15 protein-coding genes, 3 pseudogenes and 1 other annotated feature are annotated in these 18,102 nt (G+C 63.6%); of the genes and pseudogenes, 6 read left to right on the plus strand and 12 right to left on the minus strand.

All coding sequences use genetic code 11. The features are described from left to right. Window positions 1-2: 2 nt before the first annotated feature. Genes JHW48_RS12040 through JHW48_RS12050 form a run of 3 tightly spaced genes read right to left on the minus strand, consistent with a single transcriptional unit; the run spans window position 3 to window position 2,894 of the window. The gene (locus tag JHW48_RS12040) at window positions 3-890 is read right to left on the minus strand and encodes an enoyl-CoA hydratase/isomerase family protein (protein WP_119885832.1); all 888 of its coding nucleotides are present in this window, start codon (window positions 888-890) and stop codon (window positions 3-5) included. Then, window positions 887-2,113 carry an acetyl-CoA C-acetyltransferase gene (locus JHW48_RS12045; RefSeq protein ID WP_119885831.1) on the minus strand — a complete coding sequence of 409 codons (1,227 nt, stop codon included), beginning with the start codon at window positions 2,111-2,113 and terminating at the stop codon, window positions 887-889. The genes JHW48_RS12040 and JHW48_RS12045 overlap by 4 nt, the downstream gene beginning before the upstream one ends. 13 nt (window positions 2,114-2,126) lie before the next feature. Continuing rightward, window positions 2,127-2,894 (minus strand): SDR family NAD(P)-dependent oxidoreductase, encoded by a 768-nt coding sequence (locus JHW48_RS12050; protein WP_119885830.1) that lies wholly within the window; start codon window positions 2,892-2,894, stop codon window positions 2,127-2,129. 31 nt (window positions 2,895-2,925) lie between these two features. Between JHW48_RS12050 and JHW48_RS12055 the strand changes: the two genes are divergently transcribed. After that, a complete protein-coding gene (locus JHW48_RS12055; protein ID WP_240637800.1) occupies window positions 2,926-4,008 on the plus strand; it encodes an AraC family transcriptional regulator in 1,083 nt (360 codons plus the stop codon). A gap of 68 nt (window positions 4,009-4,076) precedes the next feature. Next, window positions 4,077-4,820 carry a FadR/GntR family transcriptional regulator gene (locus tag JHW48_RS12060; RefSeq protein ID WP_119885828.1) on the plus strand — a complete coding sequence of 248 codons (744 nt, stop codon included), beginning with the start codon at window positions 4,077-4,079 and terminating at the stop codon, window positions 4,818-4,820. Window positions 4,821-4,836: 16 nt separating this feature from the next. Here JHW48_RS12060 and JHW48_RS12065 read toward each other — a convergent pair whose 3' ends face one another. The 6 genes from JHW48_RS12065 to JHW48_RS12090 form a co-directional block, all read right to left on the minus strand. Next, on the minus strand, window positions 4,837-5,976 hold the full coding sequence (locus tag JHW48_RS12065) for an iron-containing alcohol dehydrogenase (protein ID WP_119885827.1): 1,140 nt from the start codon (window positions 5,974-5,976) through the stop codon (window positions 4,837-4,839). Between the two features lie 96 nt (window positions 5,977-6,072). Then, window positions 6,073-7,260: an ABC transporter substrate-binding protein gene (locus tag JHW48_RS12070; RefSeq protein WP_119885826.1), complete on the minus strand. Its 1,188-nt coding sequence runs from the start codon at window positions 7,258-7,260 to the stop codon at window positions 6,073-6,075. A 38-nt stretch (window positions 7,261-7,298) separates the two neighbouring features. Further along, window positions 7,299-8,309, minus strand: coding sequence for a branched-chain amino acid ABC transporter permease (locus tag JHW48_RS12075; protein ID WP_119885825.1), 1,011 nt, complete (start codon window positions 8,307-8,309; stop codon window positions 7,299-7,301). Window position 8,310: 1 nt separating this feature from the next. Further along, entirely contained in the window at window positions 8,311-9,237 is a 927-nt protein-coding gene (locus JHW48_RS12080) for a branched-chain amino acid ABC transporter permease (protein WP_272835604.1), read from the minus strand. Next, window positions 9,176-9,943, minus strand: a complete 768-nt coding sequence (locus JHW48_RS12085; RefSeq protein ID WP_119885823.1) for an ABC transporter ATP-binding protein — start codon at window positions 9,941-9,943, stop codon at window positions 9,176-9,178. Before JHW48_RS12085 ends, JHW48_RS12080 begins: the two co-directional genes overlap by 62 nt. Then, window positions 9,940-10,722: an ABC transporter ATP-binding protein gene (locus tag JHW48_RS12090; RefSeq protein WP_205961882.1), complete on the minus strand. Its 783-nt coding sequence runs from the start codon at window positions 10,720-10,722 to the stop codon at window positions 9,940-9,942. The genes JHW48_RS12085 and JHW48_RS12090 overlap by 4 nt, the downstream gene beginning before the upstream one ends. A 245-nt stretch (window positions 10,723-10,967) precedes the next feature. On the opposite strand from JHW48_RS12090, the gene JHW48_RS12095 reads away from it, so the two are divergent. Further along, window positions 10,968-12,196 (plus strand): IS3 family transposase gene (locus JHW48_RS12095; protein WP_119885822.1). Its coding sequence is split into 2 segments (ribosomal slippage): window positions 10,968-11,256 and window positions 11,256-12,196, totalling 1,230 coding nucleotides; the frame shifts between segments, so codons are not numbered across the junction. Continuing rightward, window positions 11,249-11,365: a sequence feature (AL1L pseudoknot), on the plus strand. (Overlaps the previous gene by 117 nt.) Before the next feature lie 44 nt (window positions 12,197-12,240). Further along, a protein-coding gene (locus tag JHW48_RS12100) for an IS3 family transposase (protein WP_119885821.1) occupies window positions 12,241-13,430 on the plus strand; the annotation gives its coding sequence in 2 pieces (ribosomal slippage) (window positions 12,241-12,499 and window positions 12,499-13,430; 1,191 coding nt in all). 149 nt (window positions 13,431-13,579) lie between these two features. On the opposite strand, the gene JHW48_RS12105 is transcribed toward JHW48_RS12100, so the two are convergent. From JHW48_RS12105 to JHW48_RS12115, 3 genes and pseudogenes are all read right to left on the minus strand, one after another. Next, a protein-coding gene (locus JHW48_RS12105) for an IS5 family transposase (protein ID WP_119885820.1) occupies window positions 13,580-14,367 on the minus strand; the annotation gives its coding sequence in 2 pieces (ribosomal slippage) (window positions 13,580-14,031 and window positions 14,031-14,367; 789 coding nt in all). Between the two features lie 293 nt (window positions 14,368-14,660). Then, window positions 14,661-15,104 (minus strand): annotated as a pseudogene (locus tag JHW48_RS12110) (IS91 family transposase); the annotation flags it as partial. A 306-nt stretch (window positions 15,105-15,410) separates the two neighbouring features. Beyond that, window positions 15,411-16,079, minus strand: a complete 669-nt coding sequence (locus tag JHW48_RS12115) for an SDR family oxidoreductase (protein ID WP_119885819.1) — start codon at window positions 16,077-16,079, stop codon at window positions 15,411-15,413. 60 nt (window positions 16,080-16,139) lie between these two features. On the opposite strand from JHW48_RS12115, the pseudogene arsB reads away from it, so the two are divergent. Beyond that, a pseudogene (arsB, locus tag JHW48_RS12120) lies at window positions 16,140-17,112 on the plus strand (ACR3 family arsenite efflux transporter); the annotation flags it as partial. Between the two features lie 2 nt (window positions 17,113-17,114). Beyond that, window positions 17,115-17,543, plus strand: a pseudogene (locus JHW48_RS12125) (NAD(P)H-dependent oxidoreductase); the annotation flags it as partial. Window positions 17,544-18,102 lie beyond the last annotated feature (559 nt).

Consider the following 18,102-nt stretch of genomic DNA (forward strand, 5'->3'; position numbering starts at 1 on the left):
TCCTAAGCCGCCTCACCGAAAAATCGCTGCCGCATGGTGCTGCGCACGTCCGGCATGCCCGCCAGTTCGATGAAGCACCTCACCTCATGACGCAATGCCGGTTCAATAGGCAGTTGCAGGCCGTGATAAAGCGTCTCGGCGATCAGCCTGCGTTCGGGCCGGTCTGCGGCGCCATCGCGTATCAACGCGGCGTTGAGCGCCGTGAAATATTGTTCGAAATCGGCGGCGGCCCCGGGCGGGCGATAGCCACGCACCGCCCAGGGCTGCTTTGCCTCGCAGGTGCACCACAACCAGTCGCGCGCCGCAGCCTCCAACCCGTCGGCGGGGACCACTCCGCCGACCAGCCCCAGCGATAGGGCGGTCTGCGGGTCATGGCACCGGCCCTCCATGATATCCTCGGCAGCCTGTTTCCATGGCGCGATCCTGGCCATACGCTGAGTGCCGCCGAAGCCCGGCATCAGCCCCAGCCCGGCCTCGGGCAGGCCGATGCGAATTCTCGGATCATCGGCGACAAAGCGGGCATGAGCCGCCAGAGCCATTTCGAACCCGCCGCCAAGGCAATGGCCGTTCAGCGCCGCGACCACCGGCTTGCCGCATGTTTCCAGCCGGTAAAAGCTGGTCATGACCAGCGACATGATCTCCCACAGATCGGCTGCGGACATATCGAAGAAGCCGGACACCATGTTCAGGTCGGCCCCCGCATGGAACGAGCCCTTGCCCGACGTGATCAGCACCCCGCGAATGGCATTGTCATCGCGGATCCGGGTGACGATTGCGGCGAATTCGGCAATCTCCGCCGCCGAGAAGACATTGACCTTGCGTGCGGGATCATCCCAGCGCAGTTCGGCGATGCCCTCCGCATCGACCGAAACCGAAATTGCCTCGCTCATTTCCTGCCTCCGTCAAGACGTTCGATCACCATGGCGATAGCCTGGCCCGTGGCCGCACAAAGTGTTGCGCAGCCGAATTGCCGGTCGGCCCGTTCCAGTTCATCGAGAAGCGTGCCAAGGATCATCGCCCCGGTCGCCCCCAGCGGATGCCCCATTGCGATCGCCCCGCCGTTCACATTGACCCGGGCAGCATCAAGCCCGGTCTGTTCCAGGAAATACAGCACAACCGCCGCGAAAGCCTCGTTCAACTCCCACAGATCGATATCGCCGAAGCCGAGGCCGGCCTGTTTCAGCGCGCGTTCGCAGGCAGCTTTCGGGCCGGTCAGCATGATCGTGGGCTCCGAGCCGACCGACGCCAGCCCCCTTATCCTGGCGCGCGGCAAAAGACCCTGGGCCGCGCCCGCCTCCCTTGATCCAAGCAAAAGAGCCGCGGCCCCGTCGACGATCTGCGAGGAATTGCCGGCGTGGTGGACGTAATTCATCGCATCAAGGCCGGGATATTTCTGCGCCGCGACCGCGTCATACCCCATCTGCGCGGCAAAGCTTGCAAAAGAGGGCTTAAGCGTCGCGATCGATGCAAGATCCGCGTCCGGCCGGATCGCCTCGTCACGATCCAGAACAAGCAAGCCGTTGCGATCCGTGACCGGCACGATACCGCGCGCAAAACGCCCTTCCGCCCAGGCCCGCGCGGCACGCGTCTGGCTCGTGACGGCCAGCATATCGACATCGTGGCGGCTGTAGCCGCGCAGCGTCGCGATCAGATCCGCCGCAACCCCCTGGGGAATGGATTTCTGCGCAATGGCAATCGCCGGATCGGCCAGCACCGGCATACCCGAAGACAGCATCGGGATCCGCGACATCATCTCGACACCACCCGCGACCACCAGCCCGGCTTCGCCGCTGGCGACCTTGCCCGCGGCAATCGCACAGGCTTCAAGCCCGGAGGCACAGAAACGGTTGATCTGCACGCCCGGAACGCCTTGATCATAGCCGGCGACCAATGCCGCCGTGCGGGCGATGTCGCCCCCCTGCCCTCCGACCGGATCGACGCAACCGAGGACGACATCACCGATGGCCGCCGTATCCAGGCCCGAGCGCTGTTGCAGCGCGCGCAGCGGTATGGCGGCCAGTTCGGTCGGGCTCAGTTCAGCCAATGCCCCGACCGAGGCCTTGCCGCGCCCCCTCGGGGTCCGAACGGCATCGAATATCTGCACCGAGGTCATGTGCTTGCCCCCCCTATCTCGGCGCCATGCGCAGCGCGCCGTCGAGACGGATGACCTCGCCATTGAGCATCGGGTTGTCGAAGATTGCCGCGACCAGATCGGCGAATTCCTCCGGCCTGCCCAGCCGTGGCGGGAACGGGACTGTCGCGCCGAGGGAATCCTGCACCTCCTGCGGCATCCCTGTCATCATCGGGGTCGCAAAGAGGCCTGGCGCCACGGCCATCACCCTTATCCCCGAACGCGCCAGTTCCCGCGCCGCAGGCAATGTCAGGCTGACCACCCCGCCTTTCGAGGCCGCATAGGCCGCCTGACCCACCTGGCCATCGAAGGCCGCAACCGAGGCCGTGTTCACGACAACGCCCCGCTCGCCGGTGCTGCCGGGTTCATTGCGTTCCATCGCGGCAGCCGCAAGGCGCAGCATGTTGAAGGTGCCGGTGAGGTTGACCGCTACGGCGCGCGCAAAAAGATCCAGATCATGCGGCCCTTCCCGGCCCGTGATCCTGCGGCCAGGGGCGATCCCCGCACAATTCACCAGTCCATGCACGGCACCAAAACGCACCAGCGCCGCATCCAAGGCCCTCGCGCCCTCCTCTGCCGAGGTGACGTCGGCCTCGATCAGCTGGATTTTCCCGCCGGGCTGCGTCCGACCGTCGGCGGATGCCGCAGCATTGACGTCCAGCCCGACAATATTCGCACCGCCTGCGGCCAGCCGTGCGGCCACCGCAGCCCCCAAGCCGGAAGCGGCACCCGTCACGAGGATCGTCTTGCCCTCAATATCCATGTCTTCCCCCTAGTTTCATTGATTTTTATTGGTGATTCTGGAATCCGGCAATGACATTACAGTTTTAATCCGTGACCGGATTTGCCATATTCACCGCATGGGAAATCTGGATTCGGCCATTGATCCGCTGTTTGTGGAGGAAATATCCGATTGCGCCGGACGCGCAGGTCTGGATGTTGCGCAGATCATCCGCGACGTGCAGCCGGCGGCCGGGCCGCTTACATTGAACCAATATGGCCAGGTCTGGTTCTCACTCGCGCGCATGATGGGGGACGAGATGATCGGCACCATGCCTTATCCGCTGCGCCCCGGCGGTTTCGCACTGATGTGCCATACGATCCTTGCCGCGCCCGAGCTGAGGACAGCCCTGCGCCGGGCGCTTTGGTTCATGCATGTCGTCACCGGATTGCCGGAGGCCGCGCTCTCGACCCGCAACGACATGGCGACCGTTACCGTCCCGGGGCCGGTCAGCGCCTTTGCCTGCCGGACGCTGCTGATTGTCCTGCTGGGGCCGGTTTGCTGGCTGGCGCGCCGTCCGATCCCGCTGACCGAGGTGGCTTTCCCATGCGCGCAACCGGCCAAGGCGAACGCCTATTCACGCCTCTTTGGCACCCCCGTCAGCTTTCAGGCCCGGGCGCTTCAGGTCAGCTTTGCCGCGACATATCTCGACCTGCCGGTCAATCGCAGCGAGGCGGCGCTGAAACGCTATCTGAAACAGGCGCCCGCCAATCTTCTGGTCGGCTATCACGGCACGGATGACCTGACCGGGCGGATCCGCGCAATGCTCGCCGCCCGACCGACCGGCGACTGGCCCGATTTCGAGGATATGGCGGCGCTCTACGGCATGTCCGTCAGCACCCTGCGCCGCCAGCTCAGGGCCGAAGGCAGCAGTTACCGCGACATTGCCGCAGCCCTGCAACTTGCCCGCGCAAAGCGGATGCTGGGGGAAGGGCAGCTCTCTGTCGCCGCGATAGCCGAGGCCCTGAACTATGCCGAACCAAGCGCGTTTTTTCGCGCCTTCCGCATCGCGACCGGCACGACGCCGGCCCGCTACAGGCAAAACCTGCGAAGACCCCCAACAGTGTCGGACAGAAATCGCCAAATCCCCGGATAGCTCTGGCCATTCCGCCCCTCGCCGCCTACTATCGCATAAAGCGGATCTGGACGGTGAGGGGTCGACAGATGAAGTTGAGCCTCGATGCAAATGAAGATATCCCGGTCTTTCGCCAGGTCGCCCAGGCATTGCGGAAGAAGATCCTGACCGGAGAGCTGCAACCCGGCCAGCGGATGCCAGCGGAGACCGCGCTTGCCAGCGAAAACGGCATCCACCGCTCCAGTGTGCGCGAGGCCATCCGCTCGCTTGAACAGCAGGGCCTGCTCTATCGCGAAGAGGGCAAGCGCAAGCTTTTCGTCTCGACGCCCAGCACCGCCACATTGTCGCGCAAGCTGGTCACCCCCATGATCATGGAGGGGATCACCTTCGAGGAGATCTGGGAAACGATCCGTGCCCTTGATCCTGTCGTGGCCGAGGCCGCCGCCCATCGCCGCAATACCGCCAACCTGCAGGCGCTGGAAGAAAACCTCGAACGCACCCGTGCGGCACTGGGCGACACGGATGCGCTGGTCCGGCTGGATATCGAGTTCCATGAGCTGATTGCCCTGGCGGCGAACAACCGCGTCATCCAGGCGCTGCGCCTACCGATCAGCGACCTGTTCTACCCCTCTTTCCAGGCGGTCATGATCAGCCTGAATGCCGGCGAAAGGCTGCTGACCGCGCATGAGAAGATCCTGCAGGCGATCAAATGGGGCGAAGCCGACGAGGCGCGGGAATGGATGATCCGGCACCTGAACGATTTCCACAAAGGCTATGAGCTTGCCAGCCTCGACATCCGCCAACCCGCCGCGCTTCAGGCCAGCGAAGCCTGAAGCGGCAACCGCCAGATCAGCCCGCAAGCCGCAAGATCTCCAGCAGGTCCCCCACCCCTGAGATCGGTCGGGGGTTTCTGGGCACCCAGGGGGTTGCAAGCGCGGCTTCGGCAATGGCGGGGAAGTCTTCGGCGGCGATCCCGGCGGCGACAAGGCCTCGCGGCAGGTCCAGCCTGCGGATCAAACGGTCCACCAGAACGGCGGCAGACGCGCGCTCATCGCCCAGAATGGCCGAGATCCTGCGCTGGCGCTCGGCGGTCCGATGCGCATTCCATTCCAGCACCGCAGGCAGCATCAGGCAAGATGTATGGCCATGCGGGATTGCGTATTTCGCGCCAAGGACATACCCGATCCCGTGGCTTGCGCCCATCGGCACGCCACTGGCCAGCGGCCCCATCGACATCCAGGCCCCCAGCAGGCAGTCCAGCCGCGCGGCCAGATTGCCCGGATCCGCTTTCACCGCCTCCATGCCCCCGGCCAGCAAGGCCAGCCCATGCAGCGCCTGCGCATCGCCAAGCGGATTGGCCTCTGCCGAACAGACCCCCTCGACACAGTGATCGACGGCGCGCATCCCTGTCGACAGGAACAGGTCTTCAGGCGTATGCCGCGCGACCGCGGGATCGAGGATGACGACGCGGGGCATCAAGCCGGGGTGGCGCAGAATATCCTTCACGCCGGTCATTTCATTGGTGACGCCAGCTATCGCGCTGAATTCTCCGGCGGAAAGCGTAGTGGGGATCGAGATCTGCGGCACCCGGGGCGCGGCGATCACGGGCGGCAGAGACCGGCCCTGGATATCCCTGGCCGGCAGCAGGGCGTCTATTGCCGCGACATCGTCGATCCGGTTGGCAAGGCAGAGCGCGACCGCCTTGGCGGCATCCGTCGGAGAGCCTCCACCGACCGTCACGATCAGATCGGCACGGAGATCACGCGCGGCCAGAGTGGCGCGGACGACATCCCCGCGCGGCACATGCGGCCTGACGCCGTCGAACAGCCCGGCAAAACGACGCCCCAGGGCTGCCGCGATCCGGCTGACCTCATCCGTCCTGCGATTGAGGGTCGCACTGGCAATCACGAACACATTATGCGCGTCAAGTCTCGCGGCTTCGGCTGCAAGCGCCTCGGCCGCGGGCTCGCCCCAGATCACCGCCTCCATATTCGTAAGCCCGGCCCTTGCCATCATCTCCCCCCGGCTGCTGCCCGCCATGTCAAGGCGGTCGCGCGCCTTCCCGGCGCGCGACCCTCGGAATCGTCAGTCGACGTTCATCACGTCGCCGAACAGCTCCCAGCTATCGCCGTTGAAACGCATCAGCGACATCGCCTCGATGGGCGCGAAGTCATCCGGCCCGGTGGTCAACGTGATCCCGTCCAGCAGCATCGGCGTTTCGAGGTCCTTCAGCCCCGATGCGACGGCCATGAGATTGGTCCGCGTCAGATCATCGCCCGCCTCGTTCAGCACATGCTCGATCGCGAAGGAAGCCGAATAGCAGGACCAGTCCCACCAGTTCCCCTCGGACCCGGCCCTGAAGTAATTGTCCCGGAAATCATGCCAAGCGGCAACATCCGCGTCTTCGGCATAGGCGGGGCTGGACGGCTCTTTCAGATATTGTGTGGTGATGATGCCATCCGAGAAGGCAAGCCCCGCCGGCTCCAGAACCGCCGATTTCGCATTCGACACCGAAACGAGGAACTGGGTCGGGGCCCAGCCGATCTCGCCGGCACGCCGGATTGCCTGGGCCGCGAATTTCGGCGAGGCGACATTGAAGAAGATGTCCGCCCCGCTGTCCTTGAGCGCCGACATCTGGCTGTCGACGGTCGCGGCCGTGGTGTCAAAACTGACTTGGGAAACCACCATGTCCTCGCCCAGTTCCTGCAGGAAGGGCTCCAGGTAATCGCGACCGAAATCGTCGTTCTGATAGAGGATGCCAACCTTGCCCTGCGGGAAGTTCTCCTTGATATATTGAGCATAGATCAGCGCCTCGGCCGCATAGCTCGGGGTGAAGGCCATGGTCCAGGGATAGTTCTCGGGGTCATCCCATTTGGATGCGCCGGTGATCAGGAAGATATGCGGCACCTTGCGCTGGTTCATATAGGAATGGATGGCCGAGTTTCCCGGCGTGCCGATATTGCCCGCGATGAAAAGAACGCCGTCGCGTTCAACAAGGCGACGGGCCTGTTCCAGCGTTCTGGCGGGATTGTAGCCGTCATCCCGGACAATGACGCTCACCTTGCGGCCATTGATACCGCCATTGTCGTTGACCCGGTTGAAATAGCCCTCGAAGCAGGCGCCAGCCGATCCATAGGCCGACGCCGGGCCGCTCAGCGGCAGGATCACACCGAACTTGATCTCGTCGTCCGAGGCGCCGGTATCGTAGCTTTGGCCCAAGGCGGCCGAGGCAAGCCCAAGCCCCAGCACGAAAGCGGTCGTGGATTTCAGCATTTCATTCCTCCCATCTTGCTGTCTTGAAGTTTCCCTGCTCAGCTGCGCGGCAGGGCTCCGATCTTCTCTCCTGCCCAGGCCACCATCCCGGCCAGGCCACGAGGCTGCACGGCCACGATGGCGATGATCATCGCGCCATAGACAGCCCAGCTGCCTCCCTGCCAGATATCTTCCGTGATGCTGGGGATCACGACGATGAAGATCGCGCCCAGAATTGGGCCGAGCAAAGGCGAGGACAGCCCCCCCACCAGCACCGCCGTGAAAAGCGAGATGGACAGGAAGAACGGAAAGCTGTCGGGTGCGACGAACTGCACCGCAATTCCCTGCAACGCCCCTCCGACCGAGCAGGCAAGCACCGAAAAGACAAAGGCACGGGTCTTGGCGCGGGTCACGTTGAACCCCATGGCGCGCGCGGCGATCGGGTTGTCGCGGGTGGCGATCCAGGCCTTGCCATTCAGCCCGCCAACCAGCCGCAGGGTGATGAAAACGAAAAGCAGGAAATAGAGCGCGGCCAGCAGGTAGATGGTCTGATCGAGATCGAGTCCGGTCCAGGACGGGGCCGCATCCACCGACAGGAATAGGCCCTGCACGCCGCCGGTCCATTGCGAGAACAGATCCGAGCGCAGCACCGTCGGCATGGCAATCGCCAGCCCGAAAGTGGCGAGCGCCAGATAGACCCCTTCAAGGCGCAACGCCGGCTTGCCGATCAGCCAGCCCGCCCCCATTCCCACGATCCCGGCCATAACCGGCGCAAGCATATAGGGGATGCCGAAACGGTCCATGCCGATTGCCGCCGTATAGGCGCCGATGGCGAAAAAGGCCCCATGGCCAAGCGAGATCTGCCCATTATAGCCCATCAGCACATTCAGCCCCATCGCCGCAATCGCATAGGCGAGGATCGAACTGGCGAGGAAAAGGTGATACCCCTCGAAAAGGCCGGCGACCGCAAGCACGGCAAGCACAAATGCCGCTTGGGCGATCCGCCGCTTCACCGCCGTCGGGGGAATGCGGCCGGCTTCCCGCGTCATTTCGATATCATGCATGCTCATCTCACACCCTCCGGGTCACGACGACGCCGAACAGGCCGGCAGGCTTTACCAGCAGCACCGACAGGATCAGCCCCAGCGCCAGCAACTCGCGGAACTCGACCCCGTAAGGGACATAGGCCGAGATCATCGCCTCCAGCACGCCGACGATCAGACCGCCAAAGGCCGCGCCAAACGGGCTGGTGATCCCGCCCAGCAACGCGCCGGCCAATGCGAAGATCAGCGGGGCGAGCCCGATCGAGGGGTCGAGGAAGGTCACCGGCGCGATCATCACGCCCGCAACCGCCCCGATCGCCGCCGCCAGCCCCCAGCCAAGCGCCAGCATCAACGAGACATTGACGCCCGAAAGGCGGCTGCTCTGGTGATTGTCGGCCACGGCGCGCAAGGCGAGTCCGGTCCTCGTATACTTGAAGAAGAACCAGGTCGCGGCCAGAACCAGAAACGTCGTCAACAGCGATCCCAACGTATGAATGCGGATGGTCAGCCCGCCCATCAGATCGACCGCCCCATTGGGAAAGGCGCTCGGGAAGGGTTTCACGTCGTATTTCCAGATGGCCCCGACGATGCTGTGGATGCCGAGAAACAGGCCCACGAACACCGCAACGACAACCAGGTCATTGGCACCGTTGAACGGGCGCACCACGAGGCGTTCCAGCGCGATGGCCCCGAAGAACGAAGCAACCATCGTCATCGGGATGGCGGCCCAGACCGGCACGCCGGCATGAACCAGCGTCCAGGCCAAGAAGGTCGAGAACACCGCCATTTCGCCCTGCGCGAGGTTCACATGGCCGGTCGATTTGTAGATCACCACCAGCGACAGCGCGAGGATGGCATAGATACCCCCAAGCGACAGCCCGATGAACAGCTGCTCAAAGAAGAAAATCATACCGCGGCGCCCTCCCTGCCTTGCCACCTTCATCGGCCGAGTCATGGCCGAGATAGGCCCGCGCGATCTCCTTGTTCTCGGCAAGCTCGCGCGCGCTGCCCCGCGCAACGACATGGCCGACCTCCAGCAGCGCCGCATTTTCGGCAAGCTTCAGCGCGAGGTTCGAGTTCTGCTCGACCAGAAGCATCGAAACGCCTTCGTTGCGGGCGATGTCTTCCAGGATTCCGAACAATTGCTTCACAATGACCGGCGCGAGGCCGATCGAAGGCTCGTCGAGCAGGATCAGCCGCGGCGTCGCCATCAGCGCACGGCCAAGCGCCAGCATCTGCTGTTCACCGCCCGAAAGGGTGCCCGCTTGCTGGTTCATCCGCTCTTTCAGGCGGGGAAAATAGCCGAAGACCTGATCGAGCGTGCGCCGGAAATCGCTTCGTTTCGCGGTAAAGGCGCCCAGCCGCAGATTTTCCATGACGGTAAGCCCGGCAAAGGTGCCGCGCCCGTCCGGCACATGGGCCAGCCCCATCCGAACGATGGCTTCGGGGCTTTTCCCGGTGATCTTTTCGCCGAACAGCCGGACATCGCCACTGGTGCGGATCATGCCGCAAATCGCGCGCAGAGCGGTCGTCTTGCCCGCTCCGTTCGCGCCCAGAAGCGCGGTGACCTTGCCCGAGACGACCTCCAGATCCACATCATGAAGAACGGATCCATGCCCGTAAGAGGCCGTGACCTGTTTCAGTTCGAGGGCGGCAGTCATACGGATTCCTCCCCCAGATAGGCGCGCAGCACCTCGGGATGGGACCGCACCTCGTCGGGGCGGCCATCCGCGATCTTCCGCCCGAAATCCATCGCCACCACGCGGTCAGAGACTTTCATCACGAGATTCAGGTGGTGCTCGACCAGCAGGATCGCGACATCGAACTCGTCCCGGACCTGGCGGATCAGGTCCATCAGATGCGCCACTTCTTCGCGATTCAGCCCCCCGGCCGGTTCGTCCAGCATCAGCAAGGCCGGATTGGCAGCCAATGCGCGCGCGAATTCGATCCGCTTGCGGACACCGAAATTCTGATCGGAGATGGCATGATGGGCGATGTCGGCCAGATCCAACAGCGACAAGAGATGCATGATCCGGTCCCGGGTCTCAGCCCGTTCTCGCCTGACCCGGCCCGGGCGGAAAATATCCGCCACAAGCCCGCAATCCAGGGCGAACTGCGCCCCGGTCATCACGTTTTCAAACACCGTCATGCTTTCAAAAAGCGCGATATTCTGGAAGGTTCGGCCAACCCCGCGCGAGACCATATCCTCCGGGCCGAGCATGTTCACATTCTCGCCGCGCACGGTGATATCGCCCGAGCAATGCCGGTAGAGACGGCTCAGGCAGTTGAACAGCGTGGTCTTTCCCGCCCCGTTCGGCCCTATCAGCCCCAGGATTTCCCGTTCGCCGATTTCCATGGATATTCTGTCGAGCGCCACCAGACCGCCAAAGCGGATCGTGATGCCGTCGGCGCGCAAAAGCTGGCCCCTTTTCGTGTTCACCGCTCCCCCCGCGTTACACTGCGCCACTGAACAATAGGAATTACTGTCCGACAATAAGCGCGGATTTTTCGTCGGTCAAGGAATTATTGCGGCGAGCTGCCAGAGTAACGTCCGAACTTCTGCATGAAATCGTCGATGAGGCGCATAAGCCCCAGTTAGTGACCGACTTAAACGTGACGCTGCAGATGACACTGAACCGCGCCGGGTTTGCCGGAGGCTCCAACTCTTGAGTAGGATGGAGCATCATGAGCAAGACGACGAACAAGTTTTCCCCTGAGGTCCGCGAACGTGCCGTGCGACTGGTTCTCGACAACGAGGGTCAGCATGCGTCACGCTGGCAGGCGGTGATGTCGATCGCGGCGAAGATCGGCTGCACGCCACAGACCCTGAACGACTGGGTCAAGAAGGCCGAGGTCGACAGCGGTCGGCGCGCGGGCATCCCGAGTGATTTGGCCGAGAAGATGAAGGCGCTTGAGCGGGAGAACCGCGAGTTGCGCCAGGCCAACGAGATCCTCAGGAAGGCGAGCGCATATTTTGCGATGGCGGAGCTCGACCGCCGGTCGAAGTGATGGTGGGTTTCATCGACGCGCACCGGGATGCGCACGGGGTCGAGCCGATCTGCGCGGTTCTGCCGATCGCCCCGTCCACCTACTATGAACATCTGGCAAAGCGGGCCGATCCGTCCCGGCTGTCGGAACGGGCGCGCCGGGATGAGGCGCTGCGCCCCGAGATCCTGCGGGTATTCGAGGAGAACTGGCGCGTCTACGGCGTCCGGAAGATCTGGCGGCAGCTTCGCCGCGAGGGCTTCGACGTTGCCCGATGCACGGTGGCACGGCTGATGAAGGTCATGGGTATTCAAGGCATTGTCCGGGGCAAGCCGCACAGGACGACGATCCCCGACAAGAAGGCAGCCTGTCCGCTGGACAAGGTGAACCGCCAGTTCCGGGTGCCGGCACCCAACATGCTCTGGGTCAGTGATTTCACCTATGTCGCAACCTGGAAGGGGTTCGCCTATGTGGCTTTCGTCATCGACGCCTATGCCCGCAAGATCGTCGGCTGGCGTGTCAGCACCTCGGCGCATGCGGGGTTCGTCCTCGATGCCTTGGAACAGGCGGTCCACGAACGCCGGCCAGCCAAGGGCATGGGACTGGTTCATCACAGCGACCGCGGCTCCCAATACCTGTCCATCCGCTACACCGAGCGCCTCGCAGAAGCAGGCATCGAACCTTCGGTTGGCAGCGTGGGCGACAGTTACGACAACGCGCTGGCCGAGACGATCAAAGGCCTGTTCAAGGCCGAGGTCATCCACCGACGCGGACCTTGGCGCAGCTTCGAGGCCGTCGAATATGCGACCCTCGAATGGGTGGACTGGTTCAACAACCGCCGCCTGCTCGAGCCGATCGGGAACATCCCGCCCGCAGAAGCCGAGGTCAACTTCTACGCCGCTCTGGAAACTGACGCCATGGCCGCGTAACTAACCGAAATCAGCCTCCGGCAAACCCGGCGCGGTTCACAGAGATGAAGCGCAGCAGGTTTACCGAAGATCAGATCATCGGCATTTTGAAAGAGCACGAGGCCGGGGTTTCCGTTGCGGATCTGTGCCGGAAGCACGGTGTCAGCGATGCGACCGTCTACAAATGGAAAGCCAAATATGGCGGCATGGATGTCAGCGAGGCCAAGCGCCTAAAGGGGCTCGAGGACGAGAACGCGCGCCTGAAGCGACTTCTTGCGGATTCGATGCTCGACAATGCGGCGCTCAAGGATCTCCGTGGAAAAAAGTGGTGACGCCCGCCGCGAAGCGGCAAGCGGTCGCGCATCTGGTGGCGGGCCACGGGATGAGCGAACGGCGGGCGTGTCGGGTGATCGGCTGCTGCCGTATGACCATGCGCTACGAGGCGATCCGGCAGGACGACCCTGTGCTGCGCGAGCGGCTGAAGGAGTTGGCGCGGGTGCGCCGCCGGTTCGGCTACCGTCGCCTGCATGTGTTCCTGCGGCGTGAGGGCCATGTGGTGAACCACAAGCGCCTGTTCCGCATCTACCGCGAGGAACGGCTGCACGTGCGCCGTCGTGGCGGGCGGAAGCGGGCCATCGGCACGCGGGCACCGATGACATTGCCTTTGAGGCCGAACCAGCGCTGGTCGTTGGACTTCGTATCCGATCAACTGACGGATGGTCGTCGCTTCCGGATCATGACCGTGGTGGATGACTGCACGCGGGAATGCCTGGCCCTGATCGCCGACACATCATTGTCAGGCGCAAGGGTGGCACGTGAATTGGCAACGCTGTTCGATCTGCGCGGCAAACCGACGACGGTAGTCAGTGACAACGGCACCGAGTTCACCTCGAACGCGATCCTGACCTTCGCCGATGACCGCAAGATCGACTGGCACTACATCGCGCCAGGAAAGCCGACACAGAACGCCTTCATCGAGAGCTTCAACGGCCGCCTGCGCGATGAGCTTTTGAACGAAACGCTGTTCCCGTCACTGAACCATGCCCGCGCCAAGCTCGCGGCCTGGCGCACGGACTATAACACCGAACGGCCCCACTCCCGTCTCGGCTGGCAGACCCCAGCCGAGTTTGCCCAAACCTTCGCCCCGCAACGGGGCCTGTCGCTGCGCAGTCCGCAAAGCTCCGCGCCAGCCCCCGTTGCCCAACCCGCCAAAATTGGCAAAACTCAAACCCCGAGTCTCGCTCACGCTGGATAAAAGTCGGGGGCAACGTCATCGATGACGAGACTTTCGACGACATCGACGGTTTTTGCCGAGGAAGGGGCAGGTCAGTTCCAAAGACCCCAAGGAACACCGTCCCTGATCGGCGACTAATTCAGCGGCCTGGTAGAAGGTTAGTCGTTAGGTCATGTTGACAAATGGCGGAGCCAGAGGCGGATCGATGTGATGTCGATGAAGCCCAGGAAGCTCTCGGCGGTCTTGTCGTAACGAGTGGCGACGCGGCGGGCATTCTTCAGTTTGTTGAAGCAGCGCTCGACGAGGTTGCGGAGCCGGTATAGCGTGCGGTCAACGGCCACGCGCAGCTTGCGGGATTTTCGCATCGGGATCACGGGCACGACGTTGCGCGCTTCCATGGTTTTACGAACCTTGCCAGAGTCATAGCCCCGATCCGCCAGCAGGACTGAGGGCTCGGGCAGGTTGTCGTCCATGACCAGATCGAAGCCCAGATAATCCGAGGTCTGCCCAGGTGTGATGTCCGATCTCATGGGAAGGCCTGCGCCGTTGATGCGGAGGTGGATCTTGGTCGTGAAGCCACCGCGCGAGCGGCCGAAACCCTGTCGCGGAGTCCCCCTTTTGCGCCCGCTGCCTGATGATGGGCGCGAACCACGGTGCTGTCGATCATCTGCAGGGCATCCGGAACCAACCTGCTTTCGTTCAGGGCTTCCAAGATCTGCTCCCACAGTCCCGCCAGCGTCCAGCGTCGGAACTGGCGGTAAACGGATGACCACTTCCCGAACTCATCGGGAAGGTCACGCCAAGGCGATCCCGTCCGCGCGATCCAGAAAATGCCATCCAGAACAAGGCGATGGTTCAGGGGTTTGCGTCCGTTCGGGGCGCGGAGAGCCAAGATGAAGCGTTCATGGAACGCCCACTCCTCGTCCGACATCAGGTCTCGTGCCAAGCTGGTCTCCATCGTAGATACCAGCTTGAATCACGAGCAGCGCCCCCTGTGAATCCCTTTTGTCAACACGGCCTAGGAGGCAACTTGGCTCCATTGCATCACCGACGGGAGAAGGCAGGATCGTCCATCTTGTGGTTTCCCGCATCTTCGGCCTCACGAAGGCGCTATCCCTCGGACGGCCTGGAGCGTCGGTGTAACAACCGCGCCAGACGACCTTATTCAGCTTCGGCTCGATCTGCTCCAGTTGGCATCCCTGCTCTGGGCGCCGTGCAGCCTTAGACCCCATGATCGCGCTGTGAGCTGACTGGGCCGGTGGCGATGGCTATCACCGTTTCCGCGTTCGGGCATTCCTTTGGACCGATGGCAGTCATGCCCTCACCCTTGAACAGCAGCCCATATACCACCCTCTTATTCCAGAAAGCGATCTGCGCGATCCCGGCCGGCAGGGTGAAGACGAGGTGGAAATATTCGACCAGCAGCAGGTCCTCGGCCCGTGCCGCTATCCAGTCGCGTGCCGCCGGCCCCTGGCACTTCGGGCAATGCCGGTTCTTGCAGCTGTTATAGGCAATGTGGTGATGGCCGCACTTGCCGCAAGCAACCACATGCCCGCCGAGCGCTTCGGTCCGGCAGGCCTCGATCGCCGACATCACCTTCAGCTGGGTCAGGCTGACATGTCCGGCATTGGCCCGTCGCCACGCAGGGCCATGGGTGCGGATGATGTCAGAGATCTCCAGCCGCAACCGGGTCACGGCCGGCGCCGATCACTCCAGGCTTCGCTGCACGGTCTGATCCTGCAGCTGCGCCAGCATCTCATACGGGCTGGGCGACCTGCGCCTCCTCGCCAATCCCCCGAATGCGCATATCTTCGATCATCCGCTGGCGCAGCGGCGAAATCCTCTCTTCGTCCATGAGAACCTCCTGTCTGTCGATTGAGAGGCCTCAATCGACAGACAGAAGCGGCCGGCGCCAAATGCACCACGATCACAACAACCCTGAACACCAGCCACGGGCGCCATTGCCGCGCGAGCGGCTTCATCCAAGGGCCGCGTCTTCCCTCAACCCGCCGCCCGGCGTGGTGCCCCTATGCCGTGGGCACCGTGCCGCCGTCGATGACGAGTGCCCGCATCCGCCGCGAGTCGCTCGGCCAAGGCGACCGCCGCCTCGGTCTCGACCCAGCTGGGGGAGACGCGCAGGACCCGCACGCCTTTGGGCGAAACTTCCTTCGACAGGCTCTTGCTGTAGGTGGACCGCGCGACCTTCGCCGCGGCATAGACGGTGGTCGATTCCGGCAGCGGCAGGCGCCCCTGGATCGAGGTGACATGCACGATGACACCCGACCCCTGTTCAACCATGCCGGGCAGCAAGGCCTGGTCGAGACGAACGGCGGGCATCAGATTGAGGTTCAGTTCCTTTAGCCATTCGGCATCGTCCAGAGCAGCGAAGCCGCCGGGCGGGGCGGACGATCCGCCGACGGCATGGATGATCAGATCGACACCGCCCAGATGATCAAGAACGCGTTGGGCGATGGCGGCGCATCCCCCGGCTGTGGTGATGTCGGCCGCGACGAAATGAACCCTTGGAATGGGAGCGGCCGGCAGGCTGCGGGCGGTCGTGACCACGTGCGCGCCAGCGCTCATCAGGGTTCCGACGACGGCGGCCCCGATGCCTTTCGTTCCGCCGGTAACCAGAGCGCGCTTGCCCGCCAGACCGAGATCGAAGCTCATGGCGTAATCTCCAGCCCGGCGATCAGGTCGCCCTCAAGGGCGAAGGCATAGCGCAGATCGACCGGGCTGCCGGGTGCGCTGGACGCGCTCTCGGTGGGCACGACGAATATTCCCGTCGCCATCGGCCTGATCCTGATGATGTATCCGCCGCTGGCAGAGGTGCGCTACGAGGAACTGCCCCGCGTCTTTGCCGACCGGCGGGTGCTGGTCCTGTCGCTGGTCCAGAACTGGATCATCGGCCCGGTGCTGATGTTCGCGCTGGCGGAGATCTTCCTGCGCGATTATCCGGAATACATGACCGGCCTGATCCTGATCGGGCTGGCGCGCTGTATCGCCATGGTGCTGGTCTGGAACCAGCTGGCGCGCGGCGACGGGCAGTATGTCGCCGGGCTGGTGGCCTTCAACTCGATCTTCCAGATCCTGTTCTTCTCGACCTATGCCTGGCTGTTCCTGACCGTGCTGCCACCCCTGTTCGAGCTGGAGGGCAGCGTGATCGAGGTGGGCTTCCGGACCGTGACGGAGGCGGTGCTGATCTATCTGGGCATTCCCTTCGCCGCCGGTTTCCTGACCCGGCATGTGCTGATCCGGCGCAGGGGGAGAGGAGTGGTATCAAAAGCTGTTCCTGCCGAAGATCAGCACGATCACGCTGGCCGCGCTGCTCTTCACCATCGTGGCGATGTTCAGCCTGAAGGGTGGCGATGTCGTGCGCCTGCCGCTCGACACCGTCAGGATCGCGGTGCCGCTGGCGCTCTATTTCGTGATCCAGTTCCGCGTCAGCTTTGCCATGGGACGGCTGATCGAGGCCGATTATCCGCGCACCACCGCCATCGCCTTCACGGCGGCTGGCAACAATTTCGAGCTGGCGATCGCGGTTGCCATCGCAGCCTTCGGTCTGGCCTCGCCCGTGGCCTTCGCCGCGGTGATCGGCCCGCTGGTCGAGGTGCCCGCGCTGATCCTGCTGGTCCATGTCGCGCTGCGGCTCGGGCGGCGATGGTTTTCCCATGATGCTACTGCCCGGGAGATGAAAGCATGACCCTGCCGGATCTGCCGAACCTTCTTCCCAACTCGGTCGAAAGCCCCACCCTTCAGCATATCGCGTTGCCGCGAGCCACGCATCCACCCCGCATCCTGCTGCTCTATGGCTCGCTGCGCGCACGCTCCTACTGCCGGTTGCTGACGCTGGAAGCGGAACGCCTGTTGCGCCATTTCGGGGCGGAAACACGGGTGTTCGATCCGCATGGCCTGCCCTTGCCGGATGGGGAGGACGAAAGACATCCGAAGGTGCAGGAACTGCGCGAGTTGTGCCAATGGTCCGAAGGGCAGGTCTGGACCAGCCCCGAGCGGCATGGAGCGATGTCGGGCGTGATGAAATCGCAGATCGACTGGATCCCGCTGGCGCTCGGCGCGATCAGGCCGACCCAGGGGCGGGTGCTGGCGGTCATGCAGGTGTCGGGCGGGTCCCAGATCCGCTCGACTGCCATGGCTCGAAGCGCCTGAGGAGCGACGCCCGTTGGGCATGGTCGGGACGGCAAAGCCCCAGATCGTCTCATCTTCTTCCGGAACCTCTCCGTCCAGCACTGTCACCTCCTTTGATCAGGTGACAGCAGTATCGCTAACAGGCCGCTGAAAAAGTCGGCTCTCGACCCGGTTTATCGCAGCGACGCGCAACGCCTGTGACCGACACCCATGCGCTGGGTCTGCAGGCCGCGCAGGGCACGATTCTGACCCACGCCCATGGCACCGATCCTCGGCAGCGCATTGGTCAGCTGAGCGTGATCGGGACCGCCCCTGCACCGGAGGATGCGCTGCCGGCCAAGGCGGGTGGTCTCGGGAGCCGTCCACGGTTCGGTCCATTCACGCCTCTCGGGACGGTGGCCGCAAGCACATACCCTGCCAATTCAGTATCAGGGTCACTGCCGAAGCATGGAAAACGGGAAAGAGACGGCAAAAACACTTTATCCCTCAGTGTGACTCGCATTTTACCCTTTGGGGTGATCGCCATACTCCCCCTCGGTGTGACTGC

This window comes from Paracoccus aestuarii, from assembly GCF_028553885.1.
Classification (GTDB): domain Bacteria; phylum Pseudomonadota; class Alphaproteobacteria; order Rhodobacterales; family Rhodobacteraceae; genus Paracoccus; species Paracoccus aestuarii.